Here is a 26,920-nt window from a genome sequence, read left to right on the forward strand (position 1 = left end):
GAGTCTAGGTGCGCGACACCGGAATTGGCAGGTCGACCATCACGGGCTGTCCCGGCGCGGTGCAGCCGGTGTCGCAGCACTTGCCGGGCTGGCGGTTCTTCGTGATGGCGCGGCGCGGATCGTGCGGCGCGGCGGCCGGCGTGCCGTCGGCCGCGATGCCGCGCTCGAGCAGCCGCTCGACCAGCTCGACCTTCGATCCCACCGGGTAGTTGCGCCAGATCTCCTGCTTCATCGCCGCCGGCGAGCCGCCGCCGTGCAGGCTGATCACGCTGTACCAGCCGCCCTGATAGCCGGCCGTCAGGTCTTCGATGAAGCGGGCCGTCTCGATGCGCTGTTCGTAGGGAATGGCGGGGTTGGCGCGCAGCACGTCGGACAGCCGCGCCGCCGTCTCGGGGTTGTGGTCTTCGTCCGGGCCGGGCAGGGTGACGATGAGGCCGCCGCTCACGTAGTGCGCGATGCGGTGCATGTCGTAGATCTTCGTGGCCAGCAGCAGCTTGCCGATGTTGCTGAACACCGGGTCGGGCATGAAGACCTCGCAGTGGTCGTCGGCCTTGCCGTAGACGCTGGCCGCCACGCCGCACGCAAAGAAACCCTCGGTGATGGTGATGAGCTCGACCATCTGCTCGCGCAGGTGGCTCTCCTTGCCGGGGTCGAAGCCGTTGGCCTCGCACATCAGCGCGCCGGCGCCGATCAGCAGGTCGCCGAAGCCGGCGCGGGCCGCGATGCAGCTGTGGCGGTGGTGCGTGGCGTAACTGTAGGTCAGGTGGCCCGAGTGCTCCCATTCGCCGGCATAGAACACGCGCTCCCACGGCACGAACACCCGGTCGAACATGCACACGCCGGTGCTCTGGCCGTACTTGCGGCTGAACAGGGCGTCGCCGTGCTCGAGCTTCTCGCCGGGCCGCCCGGCCGGCCGCGCGACGATGGTGAGGCCGGGTGCATCGAGCGGCACGGCGCAGCAGACGGCGAAGTCGGCGTCTTCCTTGCCCATGTTGCGGCAGGGCATGACCAGCAGCTCGTGCACGTAGGGCGCGCCGGTCACGATGGCCTTGGTGCCCGAGATGACGATGCCGCGCGCGTTGCGCTCGACCACGTGCAGGTAGCTGTCGACGTTCGCCTGCTCGTGCGGACGGCGGCTGCGGTCGCCCTTGGCGTCGGTCATGGCGACGCCCAGGGTCAGGTCCTGGTCCTGGATGCGGTGCAGGTAGTCGTGGAAGCGGGCCGTGTGCTCGGTGCTGCCGCGCGCGTCGTCGATGCGCGCCGACACCTGCGCGATGGCGTTGAGCGCGTCGTGCGTCAGGTAGCGCTGGGCGCAGCCGGTTTCCTGGCACACCAGCCGCACGGCCTCGAGCTTGTTGAGCAGGTCGCCCGAGCTCGTGTTGATGTGCGAGAGCCGGTTCACGCGCTTGCCGCTGGTGTGCTGCACGGCGGTCATGAGCGGCGCGTACTCGGGCTTCAGCGCGTGGTCGTAGGTGAGGGCGATGGCGTTGATGCCGGGCTGGAAGGCGGGCTCGTCGGCCACGCTGGCGACGCGGCGGCCGTCGACGAACACGGTGGGCGTGTAGCGGCGCAGCGATTCGCGGTAGTCGGCGCCTGACATGAGGAGGGCGTCGGAAGGCGGGGCATTCATGCGTGTTGTCTCCAGGGGCTCGTGGGGATTCTTGGACCGTCGGCTCGAAGATTTAAACACTGTTCAATTTTTAGATCAATGTTCGAAAAAATGATCGATGAACAGATCGAGGGCTATAGTCCCGCCCATGCACGCCAAGCTCCAACGCCGCCAGACCCTCACCGACGCCCGCCGCGCCCTGGTGCTCGACGCCGCTCGAACGGTGTTCGCCGAGGCGGGCATCGAGGGCGCGAGCATCCGGGAAATCGCGAAGAAAGCCGGCTACACGCCGGGCGCCATCTATTCGTACTTCGAGAGCAAGGAGGCGATCTACGCGGCCTTGCTCGACGAGTCATTGCTGCGCCTGCAGACCGCCGTGGCCGAGGTGGCGGTGTCCGAGCGCCGGCCCGACCAGACCCTGGCCGCCAAGGCCCAGGCCTGGTTCGACTTCTACGCGGCGAACCCGCGCGACCTCGACCTCGGCTTCTATCTGGTGCACGGCATGCGGCCCCGGGGACTGACGCACGCGCTCGACCACGAACTGAACGACCGCCTCTATGACGCCCTGCGTCCCTGCGAGGAGGCGCTGCTCGCCCTGGGCCTCGATGCCGACCTCGCGCAGCAGGAGAACACGGCGCTGTTCGCGCACGGCGTCGGCCTGCTGCTGATGCAGCACACGGGGCGCATCCGCATGTTCAAGCAGTCGGCCGATGCACTGTTCAAGACCTACCTCGCGCAACTGGCACAGCGATCGACCCCTGCAGCTACAGCGGAAGGCGCAGTGAAACCCGCTCTTTTCAGTGGTACGGTTCAGTCCAGTTCAACCGATACCTGAAAGAAGAAGTCCATGCTGCTCGACGCCACGCAATCCCAACTCGTCCTGGTCGATTACCAGGCGCGGCTGATGCCGGCGATCTTCGAAGGCGAGGCGGCAGCGCGCAACGCGGCGCGCCTGGGCCAGATGGCGCAATGGGTCGACGTGCCGGTCTGGGGCACCGAGCAGAACCCGTCCAAGCTGGGCGAGAACCTGCCCGAGATCCGCGCCTTCTGCCGCAAGACGCTGGCCAAGATGCATTTCAGCGGCGTGGAAGAGGGGCTCGGCGAATGGCTGCGCCCGCCTGCCAAGGCGGCACCGCAGGGCAATGCCCGCAGCCTGCCCAAGCACCTGCAGAAGCCCCCGGCCGCGGCCGAAGAGCGCAACACCATCGTCATCGCCGGCTGCGAAGCCCATGTCTGCCTGCTGCAGACCGCGCTCGACCTGCTCGAGGACGAGTTCGACGTGTGGGTCGTCACCGACGCCTGCAGTTCGCGCACCGAGCGCAACCGCGACGCCGCCTTCGACCGGCTGGCCGGCGCGGGCGCCGAGCTCGTGACCACCGAGATGGTCGGCTTCGAGTGGCTGCGCACCGCCGAGCACCCGGCGTTCCGCGACCTGCAGGCGCTGATCCGCTGAGTTACTGAATTGCTGTCGAAGGGCGGCCCGGCAAGGGTGCTGTCCGGATTGCCGCGGCTGTCAGCTTCCCGCAAGATCGGTCTCCATAATTATGAATTCAGTTTCGGCGCGAGTCCGGAACGGCATCCATAAAACAGGAGACAAATCCCGATGAGCCGCTATGAAGAGTTCTACCGCCAGTCCGTCGACGCGCCCGAGGCCTTCTGGGCCGAGCAGGCCAAGCTGATCGACTGGCACACGCCCGCGCAGCAGATCCTCGACGCCAGCCAGCCGCCGTTCGCGCGCTGGTTCGTCGGCGGCACCACCAACCTGTGCCACAACGCCGTCGACCGGCACCTGGCCGATCGGGGCGATCAGCCGGCGCTGATCTTCGTGTCGACCGAGACCGGCGCCGAGAAAAGCTACAGCTTCGCCGAGCTGCATGCCGAGGTGCAGCGCACCGCCGCCAGCCTCGTCGAACTGGGCGTGGGCAAGGGCGACCGCGTGCTCATCTACATGCCGATGATTCCCGAGGCGGCCTTCGCGATGCTGGCCTGCGCGCGCATCGGCGCCATCCATTGCGTGGTGTTCGGCGGTTTTGCCAGCGGCTCGCTGGCCACCCGCATCGAGGACGCCGAGCCCAAGGTGGTCGTGAGCGCCGATGCGGGTTCGCGCGGCGGCAAGGTCATCGCGTACAAGCCGCTGCTCGACGAAGCCATCCGCCTGTCAAAGCACAAGCCCGAGGCCGTGCTGCTGACCGACCGCGGCCTGGCGCAGATGACGCTGGTGGTTGGCCGCGACCATCTGGCGGGCGAGCTGAGGCAAAAGCACCTGGACGCGCAGGTGCCCTGCACCTGGCTGGCCTCGACCGACATCAGCTACACCATCTACACGAGCGGCACCACCGGCAAGCCCAAGGGCGTGCAGCGCGACGTGGGCGGCTACGCCGTGGCGCTGGCCGCGAGCATGAAGCACATCTTCGACGGCCGGCCCGGCGAAACCTACTTCTCGACCAGCGACATCGGCTGGGTCGTGGGCCACAGCTACATCGTCTACGGCCCCCTGATCGCGGGCATGGCCACCATCATGTACGAGGGCCTGCCCACGCAGGGCCTCGACCAGCAGCCGGACGGCGGCATCTGGTGGCGCCTGGTCGAGAAGTACAAGGTGACGGTGATGTTCAGCGCGCCCACCGCCGTGCGCGTGCTCAAGAAACAAGACCCGGCGCTGCTCAAGAAGTACGATCTGTCGACCCTGCGCGCGCTGTTCCTGGCCGGCGAGCCGCTCGACGAGCCGACCGCGCGCTGGATCAGCGACGGCCTGGGCGTGCCGATCATCGACAACTACTGGCAGACCGAATCGGGCTGGCCGATGATCACCATCGCCAACGGCGTGGAAGCCAAGCCCAGCAAGTTCGGCAGCCCCGGCGTGCCGATGTATGGCTACCGCATCAAGATCCTGCACGAGTCGACCGGCGAGGAGCTCACCGGCGCGAACGAGAAGGGCGTGGTCGTGGTCGAGGGCCCGACGCCGCCCGGCTTCATGCAGACCGTGTGGAAGGACGACGCCCGCTTCGTCAACACGTACTGGAAGAGCGTGCCGGGCAAGATGGTCTATTCGACCTTCGACTGGGGCATCCGCGATGCCGACGGGTATTTCTACATCCTGGGCCGCACCGACGACGTGATCAACGTCGCCGGCCACCGGCTGGGCACGCGCGAGATCGAGGAGAGCATCTCGGGCCACGCCAACGTGGCCGAGGTGGCCGTGGTCGGTGTGGCCGACACGCTCAAGGGGCAGGTGGCGATGGCCTTCGTCGTGCCGAAGGACGGCCTGGCCGTGACCGATGCCGACGCGGCGCTCAAGCTCGAGGGCGAAATCATGAAGGTCGTGGCCGACCAGCTCGGAGCCCTGGCGCGGCCCGCGCGCGTGCGCTTCGTGAGCGGCCTGCCCAAGACCCGCAGCGGCAAGCTGCTGCGCCGGGCCATCCAGGCCGTCTGCGAGCAGCGCGACCCGGGCGACCTGACCACCATCGACGATCCGGCCACGCTGCAGCAGATCAAACAGTTACTGTCCGCCACCTGACCGCGGGCGCGAATCGGGGTAGGGTTGCGGGCCTTGCGCAGCCGCGTTCTGTCGTCATATGGTTGACGTGGCACAATGCCAAGGTACTCAGGCCCTTCCCCAGCCACAGTCGCATCCGCCAATCGGTCCAGCCGTGTCGCGGAAGGTTTCTTAACCAACTCGTGCTTCCTCCAGGGAAGCGAAGGTCAGCGGATCATGAGCGATTCCTCTACGCCCACGGCGTACACCGCCTATCAAGGCAACACCTACCTCTTCGGCGGCAATGCGCCCTATGTCGAGGAGATGTACGAAAACTACCTCGCCAACCCCGGCAGCGTTCCCGACAACTGGCGCACGTATTTCGACGCCCTGCAGAACGTTCCCGCCGCCGACGGCACCAGCGCCCGCGACGTCCCCCACCTGCCGGTCATCAATGCTTTTGCCGAACTGGCCAAGCAGGGCACGACCCGTGTCGTGCAGGCCAGCGGCGCCGACTCCGAACTCGGCCGCAAGCGCACGGCCGTCCAGCAGCTGATCGCCGCCTACCGCAACGTCGGCGCCCGCTGGGCCGACCTCGACCCGCTCAAGCGCGCCGAGCGTCCCGCCATTCCGGAACTCGAGCCCTCGTTCTACGGTTTTGCCGACGCTGACCTCGAGACGGTGTTCAACACCAGCAACACCTTCTTCGGCAAAGAGACCATGTCGCTGCGCGACCTGCTCAATGCCTTGCGTGAAACGTACTGCGGCACGATGGGTGCCGAGTACATGTACACCACCGACCAGAACCACAAGCGCTGGTGGCAGCAGAAGCTCGAAAGCGCCCGCACCAATCCCAAGCTCAGCGCCGAGCAGAAGAAGCACGTGCTCAACCGCCTGACGGCCGCCGAAGGCCTCGAGCGTTTCCTGCATACCAAGTACGTCGGCCAGAAGCGCTTCTCGCTGGAAGGCGGCGAAAGCTTCATCGTCGCGATGGACGAGTTGATCAACCAGGCCGGCGTCAAGGGCGTGCAGGAAATCGTGATCGGCATGGCCCACCGCGGCCGCCTGAACGTGCTGGTGAACTCGCTGGGCAAGATGCCCGCCGACCTGTTCGCCGAGTTCGACCACACCGCCCCCGAAGACCTGCCCTCCGGCGACGTCAAGTACCACCAGGGCTTCAGCTCGGACGTGACCACCCCCGGCGGCCCGGTCCACCTGAGCCTGGCGTTCAACCCCTCGCACCTGGAAATCGTGAACCCCGTGGTCGAAGGCTCGGTGCGCGCCCGCATGGACCGCCGCGGCGACCCGCTGGGCAAGCAGGTGCTGCCCGTGATCGTGCACGGCGACGCCGCCTTCGCAGGCCAGGGCGTCGTGATGGAAACGCTGGCGCTGGCCGAAACCCGTGGCTACTCCACCGGCGGCACGGTGCACATCGTCATCAACAACCAGATCGGCTTCACCACCAGCGACCCGCGCGACAGCCGCTCGACGCTGTACTGCTCGGACATCGTCAAGATGATCGAAGCGCCGGTGCTGCACGTGAACGGCGACGACCCCGAAGCCGTGGTGCTCGCCACCCAGTTCGCCCTGGATTTCCGCATGGAATTCCAGAAGGACGTGGTCGTCGACATCATCTGCTTCCGCAAGCTGGGCCACAACGAGCAGGACACGCCTTCGCTCACCCAGCCGCTGATGTACAAGAAGATCGCGGCCCACCCCGGCACGCGCAAGCTGTATGCCGACAAGCTGGCCGCGCAAGGCCTGGGCGACACGCTCGGCGACGACATGGTCAAGGCGCAGCGCGCCGCCTTCGACGAAGGCAAGAACACCGTCGACCCCGTGCTCACCAACTTCAAGAGCAAGTACGCCGTCGACTGGAGCCCGTACCTCAACAAGAAGTGGACCGACGCCGGCGACACCGCCATTCCCTCCGCCGAGTGGAAGCGCCTGGCCGAACGCATCACCAAGGCACCCGAGAACTTCACCGTGCACCCGCTCGTGAAGAAGGTGCTGGACGACCGCGCAGCCATGGGCCGTGGCGACGTCAACGTCGACTGGGGCATGGGCGAGCACATGGCCTTCGCCTCGCTGGTGGCCAGCGGCTACCCGGTGCGCCTGTCGGGTGAAGACTCGGGCCGTGGCACGTTCACGCACCGCCACGCCGTGCTGCACGACCAGAACCGCGAGAAGTTCGACACCGGCACCTACACGCCGCTGCAGAACGTGGCCGAGAACCAGGCCCCGTTCGTCGTCATCGACTCGATCCTGTCCGAAGAAGCCGTGCTGGCCTTCGAGTACGGCTACGCCTCGAACGACCCCAACACGCTCGTCATCTGGGAAGCCCAGTTCGGCGACTTCGTGAACGGCGCGCAAGTGGTGATCGACCAGTTCATCGCTTCGGGCGAAGTGAAGTGGGGTCGTGTCAACGGCATCACGATGATGCTGCCGCACGGCTACGAAGGCCAGGGCCCCGAGCACAGCTCGGCCCGCCTGGAGCGCTTCATGCAGCTGAGCGCCGACACCAACATGCAGGTGGTGCAGCCCACCACGGCCAGCCAGATCTTCCACATCCTGCGCCGCCAGATGGTGCGCAACCTGCGCAAGCCGCTGATCATCCTCACGCCCAAGTCGTTGCTGCGCAACAAGGACGCGACCTCGCCGCTGTCCGAGTTCACCAAGGGCAGCTTCCAGACCGTCATTCCCGACAGCAAGGGTCTGAAGGCCGAGAAGGTCAAGCGCCTGATCGCCTGCTCGGGCAAGGTCTACTACGACCTGGCCAAGAAGCGCGAAGAGCAGGGCAGCGACGACGTGGCGATCATCCGCGTCGAGCAGCTCTATCCGTTCCCGCACAAGGCCTTCGCCGCCGAGGTCAAGAAGTACCCCAACCTCGTGGACATCGTGTGGTGCCAGGACGAGCCGCAGAACCAGGGCGCCTGGTTCTTCGTGCAGCACTACATCCACGAAAACATGCAGGAAGGCCAGAAGCTCGGCTACTCCGGCCGTGCCGCTTCGGCATCGCCTGCCGTCGGCTACTCGCACCTGCACCAGGAACAGCAGAAGGCGCTGGTCGATGGCGCATTTGGCAAGCTCAAGGGCTTCGTGCTGACCAAGTAAGAACCGTCCCTTTTCACACGAACACCCTCAAGAACAAAACGGAGCTCACTCCAAATGTCTATCGTAGAAGTCAAAGTCCCCCAGCTTTCCGAATCCGTGGCCGAGGCCACCATGCTCACGTGGAAGAAGAAAGCCGGCGAAGCCGTCGCCGTCGATGAAATCCTGATCGAGATCGAAACCGACAAGGTCGTGCTCGAAGTGCCTGCGCCCTCGGCCGGCGTGCTGGTCGAGATCGTTCAGCCCGACGGCGCCACCGTGGTGGCCGAGCAGCTGATCGCCAAGATCGACACCGACGGCAAGGCCGCCGCTGCAGCGCCTGCTGCTGCAGCTGCACCCGCCGCCGCGCCGGCCGCTGCTGCACCCGCAGCGGCAGCCGCCGCCACCGGTGGTTCGAAGGCCGACGTGGCCATGCCCGCCGCCGCCAAGCTGCTGGCCGACAACAACCTGAAGACCAGCGACGTGGCCGGCACGGGCAAGGACGGCCGCGTGACCAAGGGCGACGTGCTCGGCGCCGTGGCTGCCGGCGCCAAGCCTGCCGCCACCATCGCCGCACCGGCTGCCAAGCCCGCGCTGCAACAGGTGGCTGCGCCTGCCGCGCCTGACCTGGGCGAGCGCCCGGAACAGCGCGTGCCGATGAGCCGCCTGCGCGCGCGCATCGCCGAGCGCCTGATCCAGTCGCAATCGACCAACGCCATCCTGACCACCTTCAACGAAGTGAACATGGCCCCGGTCATGGACCTGCGCAAGAAGTTCCAGGACGCGTTCACCAAGGAACACGGCGTGAAGCTCGGCTTCATGAGCTTCTTCGTGAAGGCCGCGGTGCACGCGCTGAAGAAGTACCCGGTGCTCAACGCGTCGGTCGACGGCAACGACATCCTGTACCACGGCTACTTCGACATCGGCATCGCCGTCGGTTCGCCGCGCGGCCTGGTGGTGCCCATCCTGCGCAATGCCGACCAGATGAGCTTCGCCGACATCGAGAAGAAGATCGCCGAGTACGGCAAGAAGGCACAAGACGGCAAGCTGGGCATTGAAGAAATGACCGGCGGCACGTTCTCCATCTCCAACGGCGGCACCTTCGGCTCGATGCTCTCGACCCCGATCATCAACCCGCCCCAGTCGGCCATCCTGGGCGTGCACGCCACCAAGGACCGCGCCGTGGTCGAAAACGGCCAGATCGTCGTTCGCCCGATGAACTACCTCGCCATGAGCTACGACCACCGCATCATCGACGGCCGCGAAGCCGTGCTGGGCCTGGTCGCCATGAAGGAAGCGCTGGAAGATCCGTCGCGCCTGCTGTTCGACATCTGATCCGGGGAGCAAGAACCAGATGGCAAACAAGCAATTCGACGTCGTCGTCATCGGCGGCGGTCCTGGCGGCTACATCGCGGCGATCCGCGCTGCGCAGCTCGGCTTCAACGTGGCCTGCATCGACGAGTGGAAGAACGGCAAGGGCGGCCCCGCGCCGGGCGGCACCTGCACCAACGTCGGCTGCATCCCCTCGAAGGCGCTGCTGCAATCGTCGGAGCACTTCGAGCAGGCCGGCCACCACTTTGCGGACCACGGCATCAAGGTCGAAGGCCTCGGCCTGGACATCGACAAGATGCTGGCCCGCAAGGACCAGGTCGTGAAGCAGAACAACGACGGCATCCTGTACCTGTTCAAGAAGAACAAGATCAGCTTCTTCCACGGCCGCGGTTCGTTCGTGAAGGCGGACGACGCCGGCTACGAGATCAAGGTGGCAGGCGCCGCTGAAGAATCGATCAGCGGCAAGCACATCATCATCGCCACGGGCTCCAACGCCCGCGCGCTGCCGGGCACGCCGTTCGACGAGGAAAACATCCTCTCGAACGACGGCGCGCTGCGCATCGGCGCGGTGCCCAAGAAGCTGGGCCTGATCGGCTCGGGCGTCATCGGCCTCGAAATGGGCTCGGTGTGGCGCCGCCTCGGTGCCGAAGTCACGGTGCTCGAAGCACTGCCGACCTTCCTGGGCGCCGTGGACGAGCAGATCGCCAAGGAAGCCAAAAAGGCCTTCGACAAGCAGAAGCTGAAGATCGAACTCGGCGTGAAGGTCGGCGAGATCAAGTCGTCGAAGAAGGGCGTGAGCGTCGCCTGGACCAACGCCAAGGGCGAAGCCCAGACGCTGGAAGTCGACAAGCTGATCGTCTCGATCGGCCGCGTGCCCAACACCATCGGCCTGAACGCCGAAGCCGTGGGCCTGAAGCTGGACGAACGCGGCGCCATCGCCGTGGACGACGACTGCAAGACCAGCCTGCCCAACGTGTGGGCCATCGGCGACGTGGTGCGCGGCCCGATGCTGGCGCACAAGGCCGAGGAAGAAGGCGTGGCGGTGGCGGAGCGCATCGCGGGCCAGCATGGCCACGTGAACTTCAACACCGTGCCGTGGGTGATCTACACCAGCCCCGAGATCGCGTGGGTCGGCCAGACCGAGCAGCAGCTCAAGGCCGCAGGCCGCGCCTACAAGGCCGGCACCTTCCCGTTCCTGGCGAACGGCCGCGCACGCGCGCTGGGCGACACGACCGGCATGGTCAAGTTCCTGGCCGACGCCGCCACGGACGAGATCCTGGGCGTGCACATCGTGGGTCCGCAGGCCAGCGAGCTGATCTCCGAAGCCGTCGTGGCGATGGAGTTCAAGGCCAGCGCCGAAGACATCGCGCGCATCTGCCATGCGCACCCGTCGCTGTCGGAAGCCACCAAGGAAGCGGCCCTGGCCGTGGACAAGCGCACGCTCAACTTCTGATCTCCGGTTCTTGAGCGAACCCGGCCCCGATCGACCCTCGCGGGGCGGTCGGGGCTCTCCATTTTTGAAGCGATCCGATCCCTTGAGCGTCAAACAGGCTTACGAAGCGGAACTCGCGGCACGCGGGTTCAAGAGCGATCCCGCACAACTCGCGGCCGTCGAGGCGCTCGACCGCTGCGCCACCGAGTGGGGCGAGTACAAGGCCCGGCGCTCCAACGCGCTGAAGAAGCTCATCAACCGGCCGGAGCTGCCGCGCGGCGTCTACATGTACGGTGGCGTGGGGCGCGGCAAGAGCTTCCTGATGGACCTGTTCTTCAACGCCGTGCCGCTGCGGCGCAAGACGCGCCTGCACTTCCACGAGTTCATGCGCGAAGTGCACCGCGAGCTGCGCGACCTGCAGGGCACCGTGAACCCGCTCGACGAGCTGGGGCTGCGCATCTCCAAGCGCTACAAGCTGATCTGCTTCGACGAGTTCCACGTCGCGGACATCACCGACGCGATGATCCTGCACCGCCTGCTCGTGGCGCTGTTCGACAACGGCGTGGGCTTTGTCACCACCTCGAATTTCAAGCCCGACGACCTGTACCCCGGCGGCCTGCACCGCGACCGCATCCTGCCCGCCATTGCACTGCTCAACCAGAAGCTCGAAGTGCTGAGCGTGGACAACGGCACCGACTACCGGCGCCGCACGCTGGAGCAGCTGCGCATGTACCTCACGCCGAACGACGCGGCGGCCGAGAAGGAAATGCGCCACGCCTTCGACAAGCTGGCCGAGACGGCCGACGAAAACCCGATCCTGCACATCGAGCAGCGCGAGATCCGCGCGCTGCGCAAGGCCGGCGGCGTGGTGTGGTTCGACTTCAAGACGCTGTGCGGCGGCCCGCGTTCGCAGAACGACTACCTCGAGATCGCGAGCCAGTTCCACACCGTGCTGCTGTCCGACGTGCCGCACATGCCGGTGCGCATGGCCTCGGAAGCACGCCGTTTCACCTGGCTGGTCGATGTCTTGTACGACCGGCGCTGCAAGCTCATCATGTCGGCCGAGGTTCCGCCCGAGGCGTTGTACACCGAGGGGCCGCTGGCGCACGAGTTTCCGCGCACGGTGTCCCGGCTCACCGAAATGCAGTCGAGCGAATTCCTCGCCCTGGAACGCCGCATCGTCGACACCCGACTCACATGAAAAAAACCGCTCTTGCCCTGTTCCTGGCCTTGGCCAGCCTGCCGCTGTGGGCCCAGTCCAATGCGGCGGCGGGCAACGCCGACCTCGAAGCCGAACGCAGCCGCCTGGCGGCCGAGCGCGAGGTCATCGAGTCGCGCTACGCGAAGGAGCGCGCCGCCTGCTACAAGAAGTTCGCGGTCGAAGACTGCCTGCGCGAAAGCCGCAGCCGCCGTCGCAAGGAAACCGACCACATCAAGCGGCAGGAAACCGCGATCAACGACATCCAGCGCCAGCGCAGCGGCGCGGCCGAGCTGCAGAAGCTCGACCAGAAGGCCGCCACCCAGCGCCCGCAGGATTCGCGCGAACAGCGCGAGAAGTCGCAGGAAGACCAGAAGGCGCGCGAGCAGCGCGCCGCCGACCACGCCGCGAGCCGGGCCGCGACCGCGGCCGACGCGGCCGAGCGCCAGCGCCAGTTCGAGAACAAGCAGAAGGCCCACGCCGACGAGCAGGCCAAGGCGGCCCAGCGCCGCGCCGAAGCGCCGGCCGCGACCACGCGCTTCGAGGACAAGCAGAAGCGGGCGGCGGAACACCGCGCCAACCGCGAACGCCAGAACGCCGAGCGCACCAAGCCGCGCGGCGCACCGTTGCCACCGGCACCGGCGGCTTCCTCGCCCTGATCCTTGAAAGAGGGCGGGCGCTCAGGCCGCCGCGGGCAGCCGGTCGAGCTTGAGCACCGCGATCGAGATGTTGTCGCCCGTGCCGCGCGCACGGCGCCGTGCTTCTCCCACCAGGATTTCCACCGCGTCGCGCGGCGGCTGCGCGTACAGCACGCTGGCCAGTTCCTCGGGCGAGAAGTAGTGCCAGAGCCCGTCGCTACAGGCCATGAGCAGGTCGCCCGGCTGCAGCTTGGCGATGTGGTGCGGATCGACGGGCGGCGGCGTGGTCGTCATGCCCAGGCAGCCCAGCAGGATGTTGCCCTGCGGATGGATGTTGGCCTCGGCCTCGCTGATCTGGCCGCGATCGACCAGCGCCTGCACGTACGAATGGTCGCGCGTGCGCTTGACCAGCGCGCCGTCGTTGAAGTGATAGATGCGCGAGTCGCCCGCATGGATCCAGGCGCAGTCGCCCTTGGGGGTCATCAGGAAGGCGGCCAGCGTGCTGTGCGGCTCCTGCTCGCTCGACAGCGCGGTGAGCTTGATCACCGTGTGGGCGTCTTCGAGCAGCTGGCGCAGCACGACGGCGGGGTCGTCGCGCTCGGGGCTGTAGCGGGTGAAGAGCTGGCGCGCGGTCATGAGCACCTGGTCGGACGCCTTGCGCCCGCCGCTGCGTCCGCCCATGCCGTCGGCGATGACACCGAGCACGCAGCCCGGCGTGCGGGGGTGGCTCATCAACAGCACCTGGTCCTGCTGGTAGGGGCGATCCCCCTTGTGGAGGCCGGTGGCGGCGGCGAGTCGAAAGCCTTGGGTCATGAGCGCTGGGGCGCCAGAGGCGCGCTTTCTGTCTTCTCTGGGGTTCGTGTCAGGACGTATTATCGAATGAACACGCGCGGCCCCATGCGGCACGCGCACCCCCACCGTTGGACTCCAATCTTCATTCCCTTTCCCGTCAGCTGATCGAGCTGCGCATCGCGCATGCCGACCTCGACGCCACCATCGACCGGCTCTCGGAAGACGGCACGCCGCAAGACGAACTGCTGATGCGCCGCCTGAAAAAGCGCCGCCTCGCCCTGCGCGACCAGATCGCCCAGCTCGAGAACGCGCTCGACCCGAAAGAACCGGCGTGACGTCGCCGCTCGAAAACCAGGTGCGCGATGCGTTCGCGCAGGACGGGGTGCTGTCGCAGGCCGCCGAGCAGTTCCGCGAACGCGGCGGCCAGACCGAGATGGCGATGGCCGTGGCCCGCACCATCTCCGACGGCGGCATGCTCGTGGTCGAGGCCGGCACCGGCGTGGGCAAGACCTTCTCGTACCTCGTGCCGGCGCTGCTGAGCGGCGAGCGCGTGCTGCTCTCGACCGCCACCAAGACCCTGCAGGACCAGCTGTTCGGCCGCGACCTGCCGCGCCTCGTCGAGGCCTTCGCACTGCCGATACGCACGGCGCTGCTGAAAGGGCGGGGCAGCTACCTGTGCCTGCACCGCCTCGACATGGCGCGCCACGACGCCTCGCTGCCCGAGCGCGGCAGCCTGCGCACGCTGGCGAAGATCGAGCAGTGGTCGAAAGCCACGCGCACCGGCGACCTCGCCGAACTGCCGGGGCTCGACGAGCGCTCGCCGCTGATTCCGCTGATCACTTCCACGCGCGAGAACTGCCTGGGCGCGCAATGCCCGCAGTTCAAGGCCTGCCACGTCAACCTGGCGCGACGCGAGGCGCTGGCGGCCGACATCGTGGTCATCAACCACCACCTGTTCTTTGCCGACCTCGCGGTGCGCGAGACCGGCATGGCCGAGCTGCTGCCGACCGTGAGCGTCGTGGTGTTCGACGAGGCGCACCAGCTCAACGAGACCGGCGTGCAGTTCCTGGGCGCGCAGCTCGGCAGCGGGCAGGCGCTCGACTTCGCGCGCGACATGCTCGGCGCGGGCCTGCAGCATGCGCGCGGGCTGGTCGACTGGCAGCAGCTGGTGGCAGGGGTCGAACGCGCGGCGCGCGAACTGCGGCTGGTGGTCGGCAAGCAATGGCCGGGCGCCAAGCTGCGCTGGATCGGCCCGGCCCCCGAGGGCGTGAATGCCGAGGCTTGGCAAGGCGCGCTCGACGACCTGCAGGACGCCTTCGTGCTGGCCGCCGACGGGTTGGACACGGTGAGCGAAATTTCGCCCGACTTCGTGCGCCTGCACGAGCGCGCGCGCCAGCTCGCCAAGCGCACGGCGCGCTTCGCGCAGCCGTGCGAACTCGACTCGGTGCGCTGGGTCGACGTGGGCACGCAGCTGCGCCTGATCGAGTCGCCGCTCGACATCGCCGATGCGATGCGCAAGCGGGTGCTCAAGCTGGCCGACGAGCCCGTGGAGTCCGACTTGCCCTACGGCGACGACGAGGAAGACCCCGAGCACGGTGCCGTCCCACCGCCACCGCAGGAAGACAGCCGCCGCGCCTGGGTCTTCACCTCCGCCACGCTGGGCGACGACCCGACACTGCGCTGGTTCACCGAGCCCTGCGGCCTGCGCGACGCCGAAGTGCTGCGCGTGCAAAGCCCCTTCGACTACGCCTCGCAGGCAGCAATCTATGTGCCGCGGGCCTTTCCGAAGCCCAACGATCCCACGCACAGCCAGCAGGTGGCCAAGCTGGCCGCGCACGGCGCCGCCGAGCTCGGCGGGCGCACGCTGGTGCTCACCACCACGCTGCGCGCGCTGCGCACCATCGGCGACGCGATGCGCCAGCAGTTCGAACTGCTCCAGACAGAAGCGCGGCCCGAGGTGCTGGTGCAGGGCGAGCTGCCCAAGCGCGTGCTCATGGACCGCTTCCGCGAAGGCGCAAGCAACGGGCGCGCGGGCTGCGTGCTGGTGGCGTCGGCCTCGTTCTGGGAAGGCTTCGATGCACCGGGCGACGCGCTGCAGTTCGTGGTGATCGACAAGCTGCCATTCCCGCCGCCCAACGACCCGCTGGTGGAAGCCCGCTCGCAGCGGCTCGAAGCGCAGGGGCGCAGCTCGTTCAGCGACTATTCGCTGCCCGAGGCGGCCGTGGCATTGAAGCAAGGGGCAGGGCGCCTCATTCGCCGTGAAACCGACAGCGGCGTGCTCGCGATCTGCGACACGCGCCTCGTGGCGATGGGCTATGGCCGGCGGCTGCTGGCGGCGTTGCCGCCGATGCGCCGGCTGGAAACCGAAGCGGATTTCGAGAGCGCGATCGACGCGCTCAGGAAACCCTATTGATATCTACCGGGAGGCGCTGGATTACCAGAGCTTCCACCAGGGGTCGGTGCTGCCCTTGAAGCCGTTCGCCAGGTAGGTGCTCTGCGGGTAGTTGGTGGTCAGCACGCGTTGTGCGTCGTCGCGCAGGTCCTTCATGCCGAGCGCGTCGTACGACTTCACCATGATGTACAGCGCTTCTTCGAGCGCCGGCACTTCGCGGTAGTCGGACAGTGCGATCTGCGCCCGGTTGATGGCCGCCAGGTAGGCGCCACGCGAGTAGTAGTAGCGCGCCACGTGAACTTCATACTGCGCGAGCGAGTTCACGATGTAGTTCATGCGCTGGCGTGCGTCGGGCGCGTAGCGCGACTCGGGGAAGCGCGTCACGAGGTCACGGAAGGATTCGAACGATTCCTTGGCGGCCTTCTGGTCGCGCTCGGACAGGTCCTGGCGCGTCAGGAACGCGAACATGCCCAGGTCGTCGTTGAAGTTGATCACGCCCTTCAGGTAGAGCGCGTAGTCGAACGCCGGGCTGGCCGGGTGCAGCTTCATGAAGCGATCGAGCGTGGCGATGGCGTTGGCCTTTTCGCCGGCCTTGTGCTGGGCGTAGGCCTTTTCGAGCTGGGCCTGCTGGGCCAGCGGCGTGCCGGCGGCACGGCCTTCGAGCTTCTCGTACAGCGGCACTGCCTTGTCGTAGGCGCCGGAGCCGACTTCGTCCTTGGCTTCCGAGTAGATGCGGTTGGGGCTCCAGTTCGCGGTCTTGTCTTCCTTGGTGGTGGAACCGCAACCGGCGACGAGAAGGGCCGCCGCGCTGAGCGCGATCCAGGCAGGGACCGATAATTTGGCGCGAAACATCACATACGGCTTTCGTGAAACAGTTGCCCTCAATTATATCGACCGACCCCCTGACCGATCCCCCGGAAGGGCCTGAACCTGAAGAGGGCGCCGATCTCGCGGAGCCCAGCGAGCTGCGGCCCTTCGCCATTGACCAAGCGCAGCACGGGCAGCGGCTCGACCGCGCCCTGGCGGCGCTGGTGCCCGAGTTTTCGCGCAGTTACCTTCAGCAACTCATTGAGGCCGGCGCCGTCGAGCTGCAAGGGCGCACGCTCACCAAGGTCTCTGCCACGGTGCGCGCGGGCCAGTCGGGGCGCATCGAGCTGCGGCCGACGCCCCAGAGTCAAGCCTTCAGGCCCGAGGCGATGGACCTGGTCACCGTCCATGAAGACGAGCACCTGCGGATCATCGACAAGCCGGCCGGCCTGGTGGTGCATCCGGCGCCGGGCCACTGGAGCGGCACGCTGCTGAACGGGCTCCTGGCGCTCGATCCGAAGGCCGTGCTGCTGCCGCGCGCGGGCATCGTGCACCGCCTCGACCGCGACACCAGCGGCCTGATGGTGGTGGCGCGCACGCGGGCTGCAATGGACGCCATGGTGGCGCTGATCGCCGCGCGCGATGTGAAGCGCCAGTACCTGGCGATGGGGCACAAGGCCTGGGAAGGTGCGGCGGCCCGGCAGGTCGATGCGCCGATCGGCCGCGATCCGCGCAACCGGCTGCGCATGGCCGTGGTCGACCTCGAGCGCCACGCGGGCAAGACCGCGCGCACGCTGATCGAGCGGCTCGACAGCCACACCGACGGCTGCGCGGTGCGCTGCACGCTCGAAACCGGTCGCACCCACCAGATCCGCGTGCACATGGCGTCGATCGGCCATCCGCTGGTCGGCGACGCGCTGTATGGCGGCGCGCCCGCGGCGGGTCTGTCGCGGCAGGCGCTGCATGCGTTCCGGCTGGCGTTCGTGCATCCCGTCACGCAGCAGGCGATGGAGTTCCGTTCGCCGCCGCCGCCCGATCTGGCCCAGGCTTTGCAGACCTGGGGGCTGGATTACAATCGCGCCTGACGGCCCGAGGGCCGCGCCGGCCACCCGATGCCGGCCTTGCGTTGCACTCGCCGCGTGCCGGCAACGCCTACCCCTTCCATCCATCTGAACAAGCGTCGCCAGGCGCCTTTTTCCGGATAACGCGAACCATGAATACGGCGGATGCCAAGCGCATTCTCGAAACCGCCTTGATCTGTTCGAGCCAGCCGCTGCCGGTGCGCGACATGCGCGTGCTGTTCGACGACGAGCTGGGCGTGGACACGATCAAGGTGCTGTTGCTCGAACTGCAGGAAGACTGGGCGCAACGCGGCCTGGAGCTGGTGAGCGTCGGCAGCGGCTGGCGTTTCCAGAGCCGGCCCGAGATGCGCGATGCCCTCGATCGCCTGCATCCCGAGAAGCCGCCGCGCTACACGCGCGCCGCGCTCGAGACGCTGGCCATCATTGCCTACCGGCAGCCGGCCACGCGCGGCGACATGGAAGACATCCGCGGCGTCACGATCAACTCGTTGATCCTGAAGCAGCTCGAAGACCGCGGCTGGGTCGAGGTGATCGGCCACCGCGAAACCGTCGGCCGGCCCGCGCTCTACGCGACCACCCGCCAGTTCCTCGACGACCTGGGCCTGGCCTCGCTGGACCAGCTGCCGCTGGTGGAAACGCCTGCGCAGCAGGCGGCGCTGGTCGATGCGCTGCAGCAGGCCGCGGGCGACCAGCCGGGGCTGCCGATCGACGGCGATGCGGCGGAAGAGGCCGTTGCGGAATCTGCAGAGCCCGCAGCGCTGGTGGATGGAGAAGAAGGTGTGCAGCCCGAACTCGCCATGATCGATGCGCCGCCTGAGTCAGCTGAGCTGGCAGAAGTCGTCTCGACCGATGCGGCGGAGTTTGCCGAAGAGGTGGTGGCGATCGCCGAGGCCGCCGAGCCCGTCGATGAGGCGTTGCCTGTGTCCGAGCCAGAAACCGGCGAGCCGCCCGCCGAACCCGAAGTGGCCGCCGCGCCCGAAGAACCCGAATCCGACGTCCCGTCCCCCGCAGCGGACGAGACCGACCCCCACGACCCCCACGCTGTTTCTCCCGGAAAAACCCCATGAGCTCATCCGACACCGACGACGCAGCGATGCTGCCGGTCGAACCCGAAGTCAAGAAGCGGAAGCGGGCCGCCACGCCCAAGAAGGTGACGGAAGTTGCTGTTGAATCCGTCGCTGCGCCCGCAGAGCCGGCAGGGGCCGAGGCCGGGGAGGCGCCGAAGAAGCCGCGTGCACCCCGCAAGAAGAAGGTGGTCGAGGCGCCGGCTGCCGATGAGCAATTGGTGAGCGCGGCGGAAGTCGCTCCTGCTGCGGAAGCTCCCGCGACGGTCCAGCCCGATGTGGCGCCCGTGGCTGCGGAAGTGGTGGCAGCCGAGGCAGACGAGCCGGCGCCGGTCGAAGCACAGCGTCCCCAGATGTCCGACGAGGACCAGGACGACGACCGCGGGGACGACGAAGACGACGAGGAAGACGAACCCGACGAAGAGGAAGACGACCTCGATCGCGCCCGCCGTGCCGCCGAGCGCGAGCAGCGCAATGCGCCGCCGACCGAGCCGATCCGTTTTGCCGACGTCATTTCCGGCCAGTTCGACGCCGACGAGGAAAGCCCCGAGGTGCCGCCGCTCAAGCGCGTGCTGCTGCCCGAGGCCGATTCGCCCAAGCTGCACAAGGTGCTGGCGCAGGCCGGCCTCGGTTCGCGCCTCGAGATGGAGCAACTCATCTTGCAGGGTCGCATCTCGGTCAACAACGAGCCGGCCCACATCGGCCAGCGCATCCAGTACGGCGACCAGGTCAAGATCAACGGCAAGCCGATCCGCTACCGCATCGCACCGCCGCCGCCGCGCGTGATCGCGTACCACAAGCCCGTGGGCGAGGTCGTCACGCACGACGACCCGCAGAACCGCCCGACGGTGTTCCGCAAGCTGCCGCGTCTGCAGCAGGGCAAGTGGCAGTCGGTCGGCCGGCTCGACCTGAACACCGAAGGCCTGCTGCTGTTCAGCAGTTCCGGCGATCTCGCCAACCAGCTCATGCACCCGCGCTTCGGCTTGGAGCGCGAGTACGCGGTGCGCGTGCTGGGCGCGCTCACCAGCGAAGAAAAGAAGAAGCTGCTCGAGGGCGTGCGCCTGGACGACGGCATGGCGCAGTTCGGCACCATCGAAGACGGTGGCGGCGAAGGCTCCAACTGCTGGTACCGCGTGACCATTTCCGAAGGCCGCAACCGCGAGGTGCGCCGCCTGTTCGAGTCGGTGGGTCATGCGGTCAGCCGACTCATCCGCATCCGCTACGGCGCGATGGTGTTGCCGCGCGGTCTCAAGCGCGGTGCCTGGATGGAGCTCGACGAGCGCGATATCCAGGCGCTGTTCCAGGCCTCGGGCGGTGCGCAGGCGCGACCGGCGGGGCCGTCGCAGCGCGGTCCCGGCGGGCCGGAGGGTGGTGGTCGCAACGGCCGGAACAAGAAGCGCCGCGGCAACAACAACAACCGCAACGGCGGCATGGGTGGCGGTCAGCCGCGTGAAGCGCGCGGCGAAGCACCGATCCCGAGTCCGCTGGGCGACGGTCGTCCGCCGCGTGCCGAGCGCGGCGGACGCGGTGGTCCCAACCGGGGTGGTGGCAATGGCGGCCCGCCGCAGCAGGGGCGTCGCGGCAACGCCGGTCCCGGCAACCGTCAGGGCGGCCAGGGGCAAGGGCAGGGCGGCGGTGGCAACCGGTCGGCGGGTGCTGGCGGTGGCGGCGGTGCGAACCAGCCCGATCCGATGAAGACCTCGCTCGGCTACATCGGTGCCGACAGCTTCTCGCGCCAGCGCAAGGAGCAACGCGGCGGTCCGGGACGCCGCGGCGGTGGTGGCGGCTCGCAAGGCGGCGGTGGTGGCTTTGGCGGTGGTGGCGGCGGACGCCGTCGCGGACGCTGAAAGCCAGCCGTCGGAGCGCGGCCTTTCGCGGGGTTTTCACCAATCCCGCAGGTCGCGCCGGTTAAAATCAGAGGCTTTGTCGACGTGCCACGAAACAAACTCGTTGCAGTTGTGACAAAACACTTCAAAATCAAAGCTCAGGAAGCATTTCAATGGCTATCGAACGTACCCTTTCCATCATTAAGCCCGACGCCGTCGCCAAGAACGTCATCGGCAAGATCGTTTCCCGCTTCGAGGCTGCTGGCCTCAAGATCGTCGCCGCCAAGCTGGTTCACCTGTCGCGCAACGAAGCCGAGCAGTTCTACTCGGTGCACAAGGAGCGTCCCTTCTTCAAGGACCTCGTCGAGTTCATGATCTCGGGCCCCGTGTTCGTGCAAGTGCTCGAAGGCGAGAACGCCATCGCCAAGAACCGTGACCTGATGGGCGCCACGGACCCCAAGAAGGCAGCCGCCGGCACCATCCGCGCCGACTTCGCCGACAGCATCGACGCCAACGCCGTTCACGGCTCGGACGCGCCCGAAACGGCTGCCAACGAAGTGTCGTTCTTCTTCGCCGGCCTCAACGTCTACGCACGCTGAAGCCGTTGCTCGCCTGAATTCATGACCACAGCCAATCTGCTCGAATTCGATCTCGACGGGCTGGCTGCGTTCTGCGAAAAACTCGGCGAGAAAAAATTCCGCGCCACGCAGCTGTTCCGCTGGATCCACCAGCGTGGCGCCAGCGACTTCACCCAGATGACCGATCTGGCGAAGTCGCTGCGCGAGAAACTCGCGACCACCGCGCGCGTGGAGGCCCTGTCGGTCCTCACGCAGCATGAATCCAAGGACGGCACGATCAAGTGGCTGTTCGACGTCGGCGGCGGCGATGCGGTCGAGGCCGTGTTCATTCCCGAAGACGATCGCGGCACGCTGTGCGTGTCGTCGCAGGCCGGTTGCGCCGTGGGCTGCCGCTTTTGCTCGACCGGGCATCAGGGCTTCAGCCGCAACCTCACCACGGGCGAAATCGTCGCCCAGCTCTGGTTCGCCGAGCACTTCCTGCGCAAGCACCTCAAGCGCGACGAGCGCGTCATCTCCAACGTGGTGATGATGGGCATGGGCGAGCCGCTGCAGAACTACTCTGCGCTGGTGCCCGCCTTGCGCACCATGCTCGACGACAACGCCTACGGGCTGTCGCGCCGGCGTGTCACCGTGTCGACCTCCGGCGTGGTGCCGATGATCGACCGCCTGGGCACCGATTGCGCCGTGGCCATGGCTGTCTCGCTGCATGCGCCCAACGATGCGCTGCGCGACGACCTCGTGCCGCTCAATCGCAAGTACCCGATCGCCGAACTGCTCGAGGCCTGCAAGCGCTACCTCGTGCATGCGCCGCGCGACTTCATCACCTTCGAATATTGCATGCTGGACGGCGTGAACGACCAGCCCGAACATGCGCGCCAGCTGATCGAGCTCGTGCGCAAGCACGACGTCTCGTGCAAGTTCAACCTGATTCCGTTCAACCCGTTCCCGGCGTCGGGCCTGCTGCGCTCGCCGCAACCGCGCGTGCTGGCCTTTGCCCGCACGCTGAGCGAAGCGGGCCTCGTGACCACCGTGCGCAAGACGCGCGGTGACGACATCGACGCCGCTTGCGGACAACTCGCCGGCGACGTGAAAGACCGCACCCGTGCGGCCGAGCGCATGGCCCAGCGCCGTGCGGCGGTGGCCGAGCGTCCCGTCGTTCTGCACCCGACCCGCGCCAAGACCCCCAAGACCACCGTTCCCCAGGAGCATTGACGCAATGAGCATGGCCTTTCCGACGACGACCGCGAGCGTGCAGCGAGTGCTGAGCGCAGGAATCGCGAGCGTCGCCGTGGCGCTTCTTCTCGCGGGCTGCGTCAACACGCGAACCACCACCACCGGGCTTGTCGGCAGCGGGGCCGACAGCGGTACCACTGCCGTGACCGACGTCGACGAGAACAACCGTCGCCGTGCCCGCCTGCGGATGGAGCTGGCCGCCGGCTATTTCGAACACGGCCAGCCCTCGGTCGCCCTCGAAGAGCTCAAGCAGGTGCTGGCCATCGACCCGAACTACGCCGACGCCTACAACCTGCGCGGCCTGGTCTACATGCGGCTGGACGATGCCGGCCAGGCCGAAGACAGCTTCCGCCGGGCGGTCGCGATCAATCCGCGCGACGCCAACACGCGCCACAACTACGGCTGGCTGCTGTGCCAGCAGAACCGCTACGGCGACGCCGCGCAGCAGTTCGCCGCGGCACTGGCCGTGCCCAGCTATGCCGACCGTGCCAAGACGCTCATGACCCAGGGGGTCTGCGAGCTCAAGGCCGGCCAGCGGCCGCAGGCCGAGCGCAGCCTCCTGCAGGCCTACGAGCTCGATGCCGGCAATCCGGTGGTCGGCTTCAACCTGGCCTCGGTGCTGGCGCAGCGCGAAGAATGGTCGCGCGCGCAGTTCTACGTCCGCCGTGTCAACAACAGCCCCTCGGCCAATGCCGAGACGCTCTGGCTCGGCATCAAGATCGAACGGAAGCTCAACAACCGCGAGGCTGTCGCGCAGCTGGGCGGTCAATTGCAACGACGTTTCCCTCAATCGCGGGAGGCAATGGCGTACGAGCGCGGGAATTTCAATGACTGAACGGGTTTCGGAGTTCGGGACGTCCGCGGCGCTGCCGCTGGCAGAAGGCGACGTCGCGCACAAGACGGCCGGTGACATGCTGCGCGAGGCGCGCGAAGCGCATGGCCTGCACATCGAGATGGTGGCCGCGGCGCTCAAGGTGCCGCCGCAAAAGCTGATCGCACTCGAGGCCGACGACATCGCCTCGCTGCCCGACCCGGTGTTCGCCCGGGCCCTGGCCAGCAGCGTGTGCCGCGCACTGCGCATCGATCCGGCGCCAGTGCTTGCCAAGCTGCCGGGCGCACAACGCGCACCGCTGGCCGAAACCAACCGCACGCTGAATGCCCGCGTCGTGTCCGACACGCCGCGCTGGAACGGTGGACGCTCCGGCGGCCTGCCGTCGCGCGCGCTGCTGACGGTCGTGGTGCTGCTCTTGATCGGCGCCGGCGTGCTGTTCTGGATGCCGCAATCGGCGTTCGACCAGATCGGCGCCTCCGTCGCGCGGCTGACCGCAAAGAATGAGGGCGAGACCATGCCGCCGCCCGCCGATCCGGCCGATGTCTCGGAGCCCGTGCCGACGCAGGCCGTGGCGCCGACCGGCCCGGTGGGCGCCGCCCCGGCCGCCGGCGTGGCGGCTGCCGCGCCAGCCGCCCCGGCCTCTGCGCCCCTCGCGGCCGTCGCCAACACCAGCGCCAGCACCGCCAGCAGCCAGCAGCTCGTCTTCGTGGCGCGCGAGGAATGCTGGATCACCGTCACCGAAGCCGGCGGCAAGCAGTTGCTGCGTCGCAGCCTGCAGGTCGGCGAGACCGTCGGGCTGTCGGGCACGCTGCCGTTGTCCGTGGTGGTGGGGCGTGCATCGGCCGTCGATGTGCAGGTGAACGGAAAGCCCTACGATCTGAAGCCTGTCACCCGCGGCGGCGGCGTGGCGCGTTTCGAGGTGAAATCGTGACAACCGACTGCACTCCCCAACCCATCGAATCGGCGGCGCCCAAGGCGCGCCGCTCGCGCCAGGCCAGCGTGGTCTGGGGCCCGCGCATCGTCACGGTGGGGGGCGACGCGCCCACGCGCGTGCAGTCGATGACCAACACCGACACGGTCGATGCCATCGGCACCGCGATCCAGGTCAAGGAACTCGCCATTGCGGGCTCCGAGATGGTCCGCATCACCGTCAACACGCCCGAAGCCGCCGCTCAGGTGCCCTACATCCGCGAGCAGCTCGACCGCATGGGCATCGACGTGCCGCTGATCGGCGACTTCCACTACAACGGCCACCGCCTGCTCACCGACTATCCGGCCTGCGCCGAGGCGCTGAGCAAGTACCGCATCAACCCCGGCAACGTGGGCAAGGGCGACAAGAAGGACAAGCAGTTTGGCCAGATGATCGACGCGGCCATGCGTTGGAACAAGCCGGTGCGCATCGGTGTGAACTGGGGTAGCCTCGACCAGGAACTGCTCGCCAGCCTGATGGACACCAACAGCCAGCGCGCCGAGCCTTGGGACGCCAAGCAGGTGATGTACGAGGCGCTGATCACCTCGGCCATCGAGTCCGCCAAGCTGGCCGAATCGATGGGCATGGCCGGCAACCAGGTCATCCTGTCGTGCAAGGTGAGCGGCGTGCAGGACCTGATCTCGGTCTACCGCGAGCTCGCGAAGCGCTGCGACAACCCGCTGCACCTGGGCCTGACCGAAGCCGGCATGGGCACCAAGGGCACGGTGGCCTCGGCCACGGCGCTGTCGATCCTGCTGCAAGAGGGCATCGGCGACACGATCCGCGTGTCGCTCACGCCGCAGCCGGGCGAGTCGCGCACGCAGGAAGTGCTGATCGCCAACGAAATCCTCCAGGCCCTGGGCCTGCGCGTGTTTGTGCCGAGCGTCACGGCCTGCCCGGGCTGCGGCCGCACCACGAGCACCACCTTCCAGGAACTGGCCAAGCAGATCGACGACTACCTGCGCCTGCAGATGCCGGTCTGGCGCAAGAAGTACCCCGGTGTCGAGACGCTGAAGGTGGCCGTCATGGGCTGCATCGTCAACGGCCCCGGCGAGAGCAAGCACGCCGACATCGGCATCAGCCTGCCCGGCACGGGCGAGGCGCCTGCCGCGCCGGTCTTCATCGACGGCGAAAAGGCCCTCACGCTGCGCGGCGACAATATCGCCAACGAGTTCCACCAGCTCGTCGAAACCTACATCGAAAAGCGCTTCGGCGGCGAACACGCCGTCGCTGCCTGACACCTCCGCAGACTCATGGCTGAAAAATTGAATGCCGTCAAAGGCATGAACGACATATTGCCGCCCGAATCGGCGCGCTGGGAGTGGCTCGAGGCCACCGTGCGCGACCTGATGGGGCGCTATGCGTACCGCAACGTCCGCACCCCGATCCTGGAGCACACGGCGCTGTTCGTGCGCGGCATCGGCGAGGTGACGGACATCGTCGAGAAGGAGATGTACGCCTTCGAAGACCGTTCGGACAAGCATGGGCAGTCGGAGCACCTGGCGATGCGCCCGGAGAACACGGCCGGCCTCGTGCGCGCCGTGATCGAGCACAACATGCTCTACGAAGGCCCCAAGCGCCTCTGGTACACGGGCCCGATGTTCCGCCGCGAAAAGCCGCAGCGCGGGCGCTTCCGCCAGTTCCACCAGATCGGCGCCGAGGCGCTCGGTTTTGCCGGACCCGATGTCGACGCCGAACTGATCCTGCTGGCCACCGCGCTGTGGAAGGCCATCGGCCTGACCGACGTGCGCCTGGAACTCAACAGCCTGGGCCAGCCGGCCGAGCGCGCGCTGCACCGCGCCCAGCTCATCGCCCACTTCGAGCAGCACGCCGACAAGCTCGACGAGGACGGCAAGCGCCGCCTGCACAGCAACCCGCTGCGCATCCTCGACACGAAGAACCCGGCCATGAAAGAGGTGGTCGAGTCGGCCCCGAAGCTGATCGACTTCCTCGGTGCCGAATCGCTGGCGCACTTCGAGGGGCTGCAGGCCATCCTCAAGGCCAACGACATCGCCTTCACGATCAACCCGCGCCTCGTGCGCGGGCTCGACTACTACAACCTCACGGTGTTCGAGTTCGTGACCGATCGCCTCGGCGCGCAGGGCACGGTGTGCGCCGGTGGCCGTTACGACGACCTCATCGCCCAGATCGGCGGCAAGCCGGCGCCCGCGGTGGGCTGGGCCATCGGCGTCGAGCGCGTGCTCGACCTGCTGAAAGAGCAGGGCACCGAAGTGCCGGCACCGGTGCCCGATGTCTATGCCATCGTGCCCGACGCCGCTTCGATGCCCGTCGTGCTGCGCGCCCTGCAGCAGCTGCGCGAAACCGGCGTGCGCGTGCAGATGCACGCCAGCACGGCCGAAGGCCTTGCGAGCTTCAAGGCGCAGATGCGCAAGGCGGACGCCAGCGGCGCCGCCTACGCCCTGATCTTCGGCGCCGATGAACTTGCGCGCGGTGAAGTGACTCTCAAGGCCTTGCGCGACGCCAGCGTCGCGCAGTCCGCCCGTTCACTTGCTGAAGTGACCACCTGGGCCGCCACCCTACAATCGCCGGCTCCCAACCTCTGACAGCGC

22 protein-coding genes are annotated in these 26,920 nt (G+C 67.6%); 19 read left to right on the forward strand and 3 right to left on the reverse strand.

The features are described 5' to 3' along the window. Positions 1 to 4: 4 nt before the first annotated feature. Complete coding sequence (locus tag AC1RGU_RS16375) at positions 5 to 1,630, reverse strand: 4-hydroxyphenylacetate 3-hydroxylase family protein (protein ID WP_492696895.1); 1,626 nt, start codon at positions 1,628 to 1,630, stop codon at positions 5 to 7. A 127-nt stretch (positions 1,631 to 1,757) separates the two neighbouring features. Between AC1RGU_RS16375 and AC1RGU_RS16380 the strand changes: the two genes are divergently transcribed. From AC1RGU_RS16380 to AC1RGU_RS16415, 8 genes are all read left to right on the forward strand, one after another. Beyond that, positions 1,758 to 2,444 (forward strand): TetR/AcrR family transcriptional regulator, encoded by a 687-nt coding sequence (locus tag AC1RGU_RS16380; protein WP_492696896.1) that lies wholly within the window; start codon positions 1,758 to 1,760, stop codon positions 2,442 to 2,444. 12 nt (positions 2,445 to 2,456) lie between these two features. Beyond that, positions 2,457 to 3,062 (forward strand): isochorismatase family protein, encoded by a 606-nt coding sequence (locus AC1RGU_RS16385; RefSeq protein WP_062480816.1) that lies wholly within the window; start codon positions 2,457 to 2,459, stop codon positions 3,060 to 3,062. A 150-nt stretch (positions 3,063 to 3,212) separates the two neighbouring features. Then, entirely contained in the window at positions 3,213 to 5,126 is a 1,914-nt protein-coding gene (locus tag AC1RGU_RS16390) for a propionate--CoA ligase (protein ID WP_492696897.1), read from the forward strand. 195 nt (positions 5,127 to 5,321) lie between these two features. Then, on the forward strand, positions 5,322 to 8,198 hold the full coding sequence (locus tag AC1RGU_RS16395; protein WP_062480820.1) for a 2-oxoglutarate dehydrogenase E1 component: 2,877 nt from the start codon (positions 5,322 to 5,324) through the stop codon (positions 8,196 to 8,198). A gap of 54 nt (positions 8,199 to 8,252) precedes the next feature. Next, entirely contained in the window at positions 8,253 to 9,509 is a 1,257-nt protein-coding gene (gene odhB, locus AC1RGU_RS16400; RefSeq protein ID WP_070061019.1) for a 2-oxoglutarate dehydrogenase complex dihydrolipoyllysine-residue succinyltransferase, read from the forward strand. Between the two features lie 19 nt (positions 9,510 to 9,528). Next, complete coding sequence (gene lpdA / locus AC1RGU_RS16405) at positions 9,529 to 10,959, forward strand: dihydrolipoyl dehydrogenase (protein ID WP_307635581.1); 1,431 nt, start codon at positions 9,529 to 9,531, stop codon at positions 10,957 to 10,959. An 82-nt stretch (positions 10,960 to 11,041) separates the two neighbouring features. Further along, positions 11,042 to 12,139 carry a cell division protein ZapE gene (gene zapE, locus AC1RGU_RS16410; protein ID WP_062480826.1) on the forward strand — a complete coding sequence of 366 codons (1,098 nt, stop codon included), beginning with the start codon at positions 11,042 to 11,044 and terminating at the stop codon, positions 12,137 to 12,139. Further along, positions 12,136 to 12,795, forward strand: a complete 660-nt coding sequence (locus tag AC1RGU_RS16415) for a hypothetical protein (protein WP_139706286.1) — start codon at positions 12,136 to 12,138, stop codon at positions 12,793 to 12,795. Before zapE ends, AC1RGU_RS16415 begins: the two co-directional genes overlap by 4 nt. A 21-nt stretch (positions 12,796 to 12,816) precedes the next feature. Here the strand turns inward: AC1RGU_RS16415 and AC1RGU_RS16420 are convergent, their stop codons facing one another. Beyond that, positions 12,817 to 13,587, reverse strand: coding sequence for a PP2C family protein-serine/threonine phosphatase (locus AC1RGU_RS16420; RefSeq protein WP_369629132.1), 771 nt, complete (start codon positions 13,585 to 13,587; stop codon positions 12,817 to 12,819). 107 nt (positions 13,588 to 13,694) lie between these two features. Here AC1RGU_RS16420 and AC1RGU_RS16425 point away from each other — a divergent pair, with 107 nt between their 5' ends. Both AC1RGU_RS16425 and yoaA read left to right on the forward strand, forming a co-directional pair. Continuing rightward, a complete protein-coding gene (locus AC1RGU_RS16425) occupies positions 13,695 to 13,901 on the forward strand; it encodes an HP1242/YdcH family protein (RefSeq protein WP_062481953.1) in 207 nt (68 codons plus the stop codon). Further along, positions 13,898 to 15,979 (forward strand): DNA repair helicase YoaA, encoded by a 2,082-nt coding sequence (yoaA, locus tag AC1RGU_RS16430; protein WP_070061015.1) that lies wholly within the window; start codon positions 13,898 to 13,900, stop codon positions 15,977 to 15,979. Before AC1RGU_RS16425 ends, yoaA begins: the two co-directional genes overlap by 4 nt. A gap of 21 nt (positions 15,980 to 16,000) precedes the next feature. Here the strand turns inward: yoaA and AC1RGU_RS16435 are convergent, their stop codons facing one another. Continuing rightward, a complete protein-coding gene (locus AC1RGU_RS16435; RefSeq protein ID WP_070061014.1) occupies positions 16,001 to 16,810 on the reverse strand; it encodes an outer membrane protein assembly factor BamD in 810 nt (269 codons plus the stop codon). A gap of 14 nt (positions 16,811 to 16,824) precedes the next feature. Between AC1RGU_RS16435 and AC1RGU_RS16440 the strand changes: the two genes are divergently transcribed. The 9 genes from AC1RGU_RS16440 (at position 16,825) to hisS (ending at position 26,914) form a co-directional block, all read left to right on the forward strand. After that, entirely contained in the window at positions 16,825 to 17,850 is a 1,026-nt protein-coding gene (locus tag AC1RGU_RS16440) for an RluA family pseudouridine synthase (protein WP_409574662.1), read from the forward strand. A 128-nt stretch (positions 17,851 to 17,978) separates the two neighbouring features. Continuing rightward, positions 17,979 to 18,914 (forward strand): SMC-Scp complex subunit ScpB, encoded by a 936-nt coding sequence (gene scpB, locus AC1RGU_RS16445; RefSeq protein ID WP_492696898.1) that lies wholly within the window; start codon positions 17,979 to 17,981, stop codon positions 18,912 to 18,914. Continuing rightward, entirely contained in the window at positions 18,911 to 20,758 is a 1,848-nt protein-coding gene (locus tag AC1RGU_RS16450; RefSeq protein ID WP_492696899.1) for a pseudouridine synthase, read from the forward strand. Before scpB ends, AC1RGU_RS16450 begins: the two co-directional genes overlap by 4 nt. Positions 20,759 to 20,910: 152 nt before the next feature. Continuing rightward, on the forward strand, positions 20,911 to 21,336 hold the full coding sequence (gene ndk / locus AC1RGU_RS16455) for a nucleoside-diphosphate kinase (protein ID WP_013542117.1): 426 nt from the start codon (positions 20,911 to 20,913) through the stop codon (positions 21,334 to 21,336). A gap of 21 nt (positions 21,337 to 21,357) precedes the next feature. Then, positions 21,358 to 22,527, forward strand: coding sequence for a dual-specificity RNA methyltransferase RlmN (rlmN, locus tag AC1RGU_RS16460; protein ID WP_139706583.1), 1,170 nt, complete (start codon positions 21,358 to 21,360; stop codon positions 22,525 to 22,527). A gap of 4 nt (positions 22,528 to 22,531) precedes the next feature. Beyond that, positions 22,532 to 23,383: a type IV pilus biogenesis/stability protein PilW gene (gene pilW, locus AC1RGU_RS16465; RefSeq protein WP_095745652.1), complete on the forward strand. Its 852-nt coding sequence runs from the start codon at positions 22,532 to 22,534 to the stop codon at positions 23,381 to 23,383. Further along, the gene (locus AC1RGU_RS16470) at positions 23,376 to 24,311 is read left to right on the forward strand and encodes a helix-turn-helix domain-containing protein (protein ID WP_492696900.1); all 936 of its coding nucleotides are present in this window, start codon (positions 23,376 to 23,378) and stop codon (positions 24,309 to 24,311) included. Before pilW ends, AC1RGU_RS16470 begins: the two co-directional genes overlap by 8 nt. Continuing rightward, positions 24,308 to 25,588, forward strand: a complete 1,281-nt coding sequence (gene ispG, locus AC1RGU_RS16475) for a flavodoxin-dependent (E)-4-hydroxy-3-methylbut-2-enyl-diphosphate synthase (protein WP_492696901.1) — start codon at positions 24,308 to 24,310, stop codon at positions 25,586 to 25,588. Before AC1RGU_RS16470 ends, ispG begins: the two co-directional genes overlap by 4 nt. A 15-nt stretch (positions 25,589 to 25,603) precedes the next feature. Then, complete coding sequence (hisS, locus tag AC1RGU_RS16480) at positions 25,604 to 26,914, forward strand: histidine--tRNA ligase (protein WP_492696902.1); 1,311 nt, start codon at positions 25,604 to 25,606, stop codon at positions 26,912 to 26,914. Positions 26,915 to 26,920 lie beyond the last annotated feature (6 nt).

This window comes from Variovorax sp. GW823-FHT02B07, from assembly GCF_058797695.1.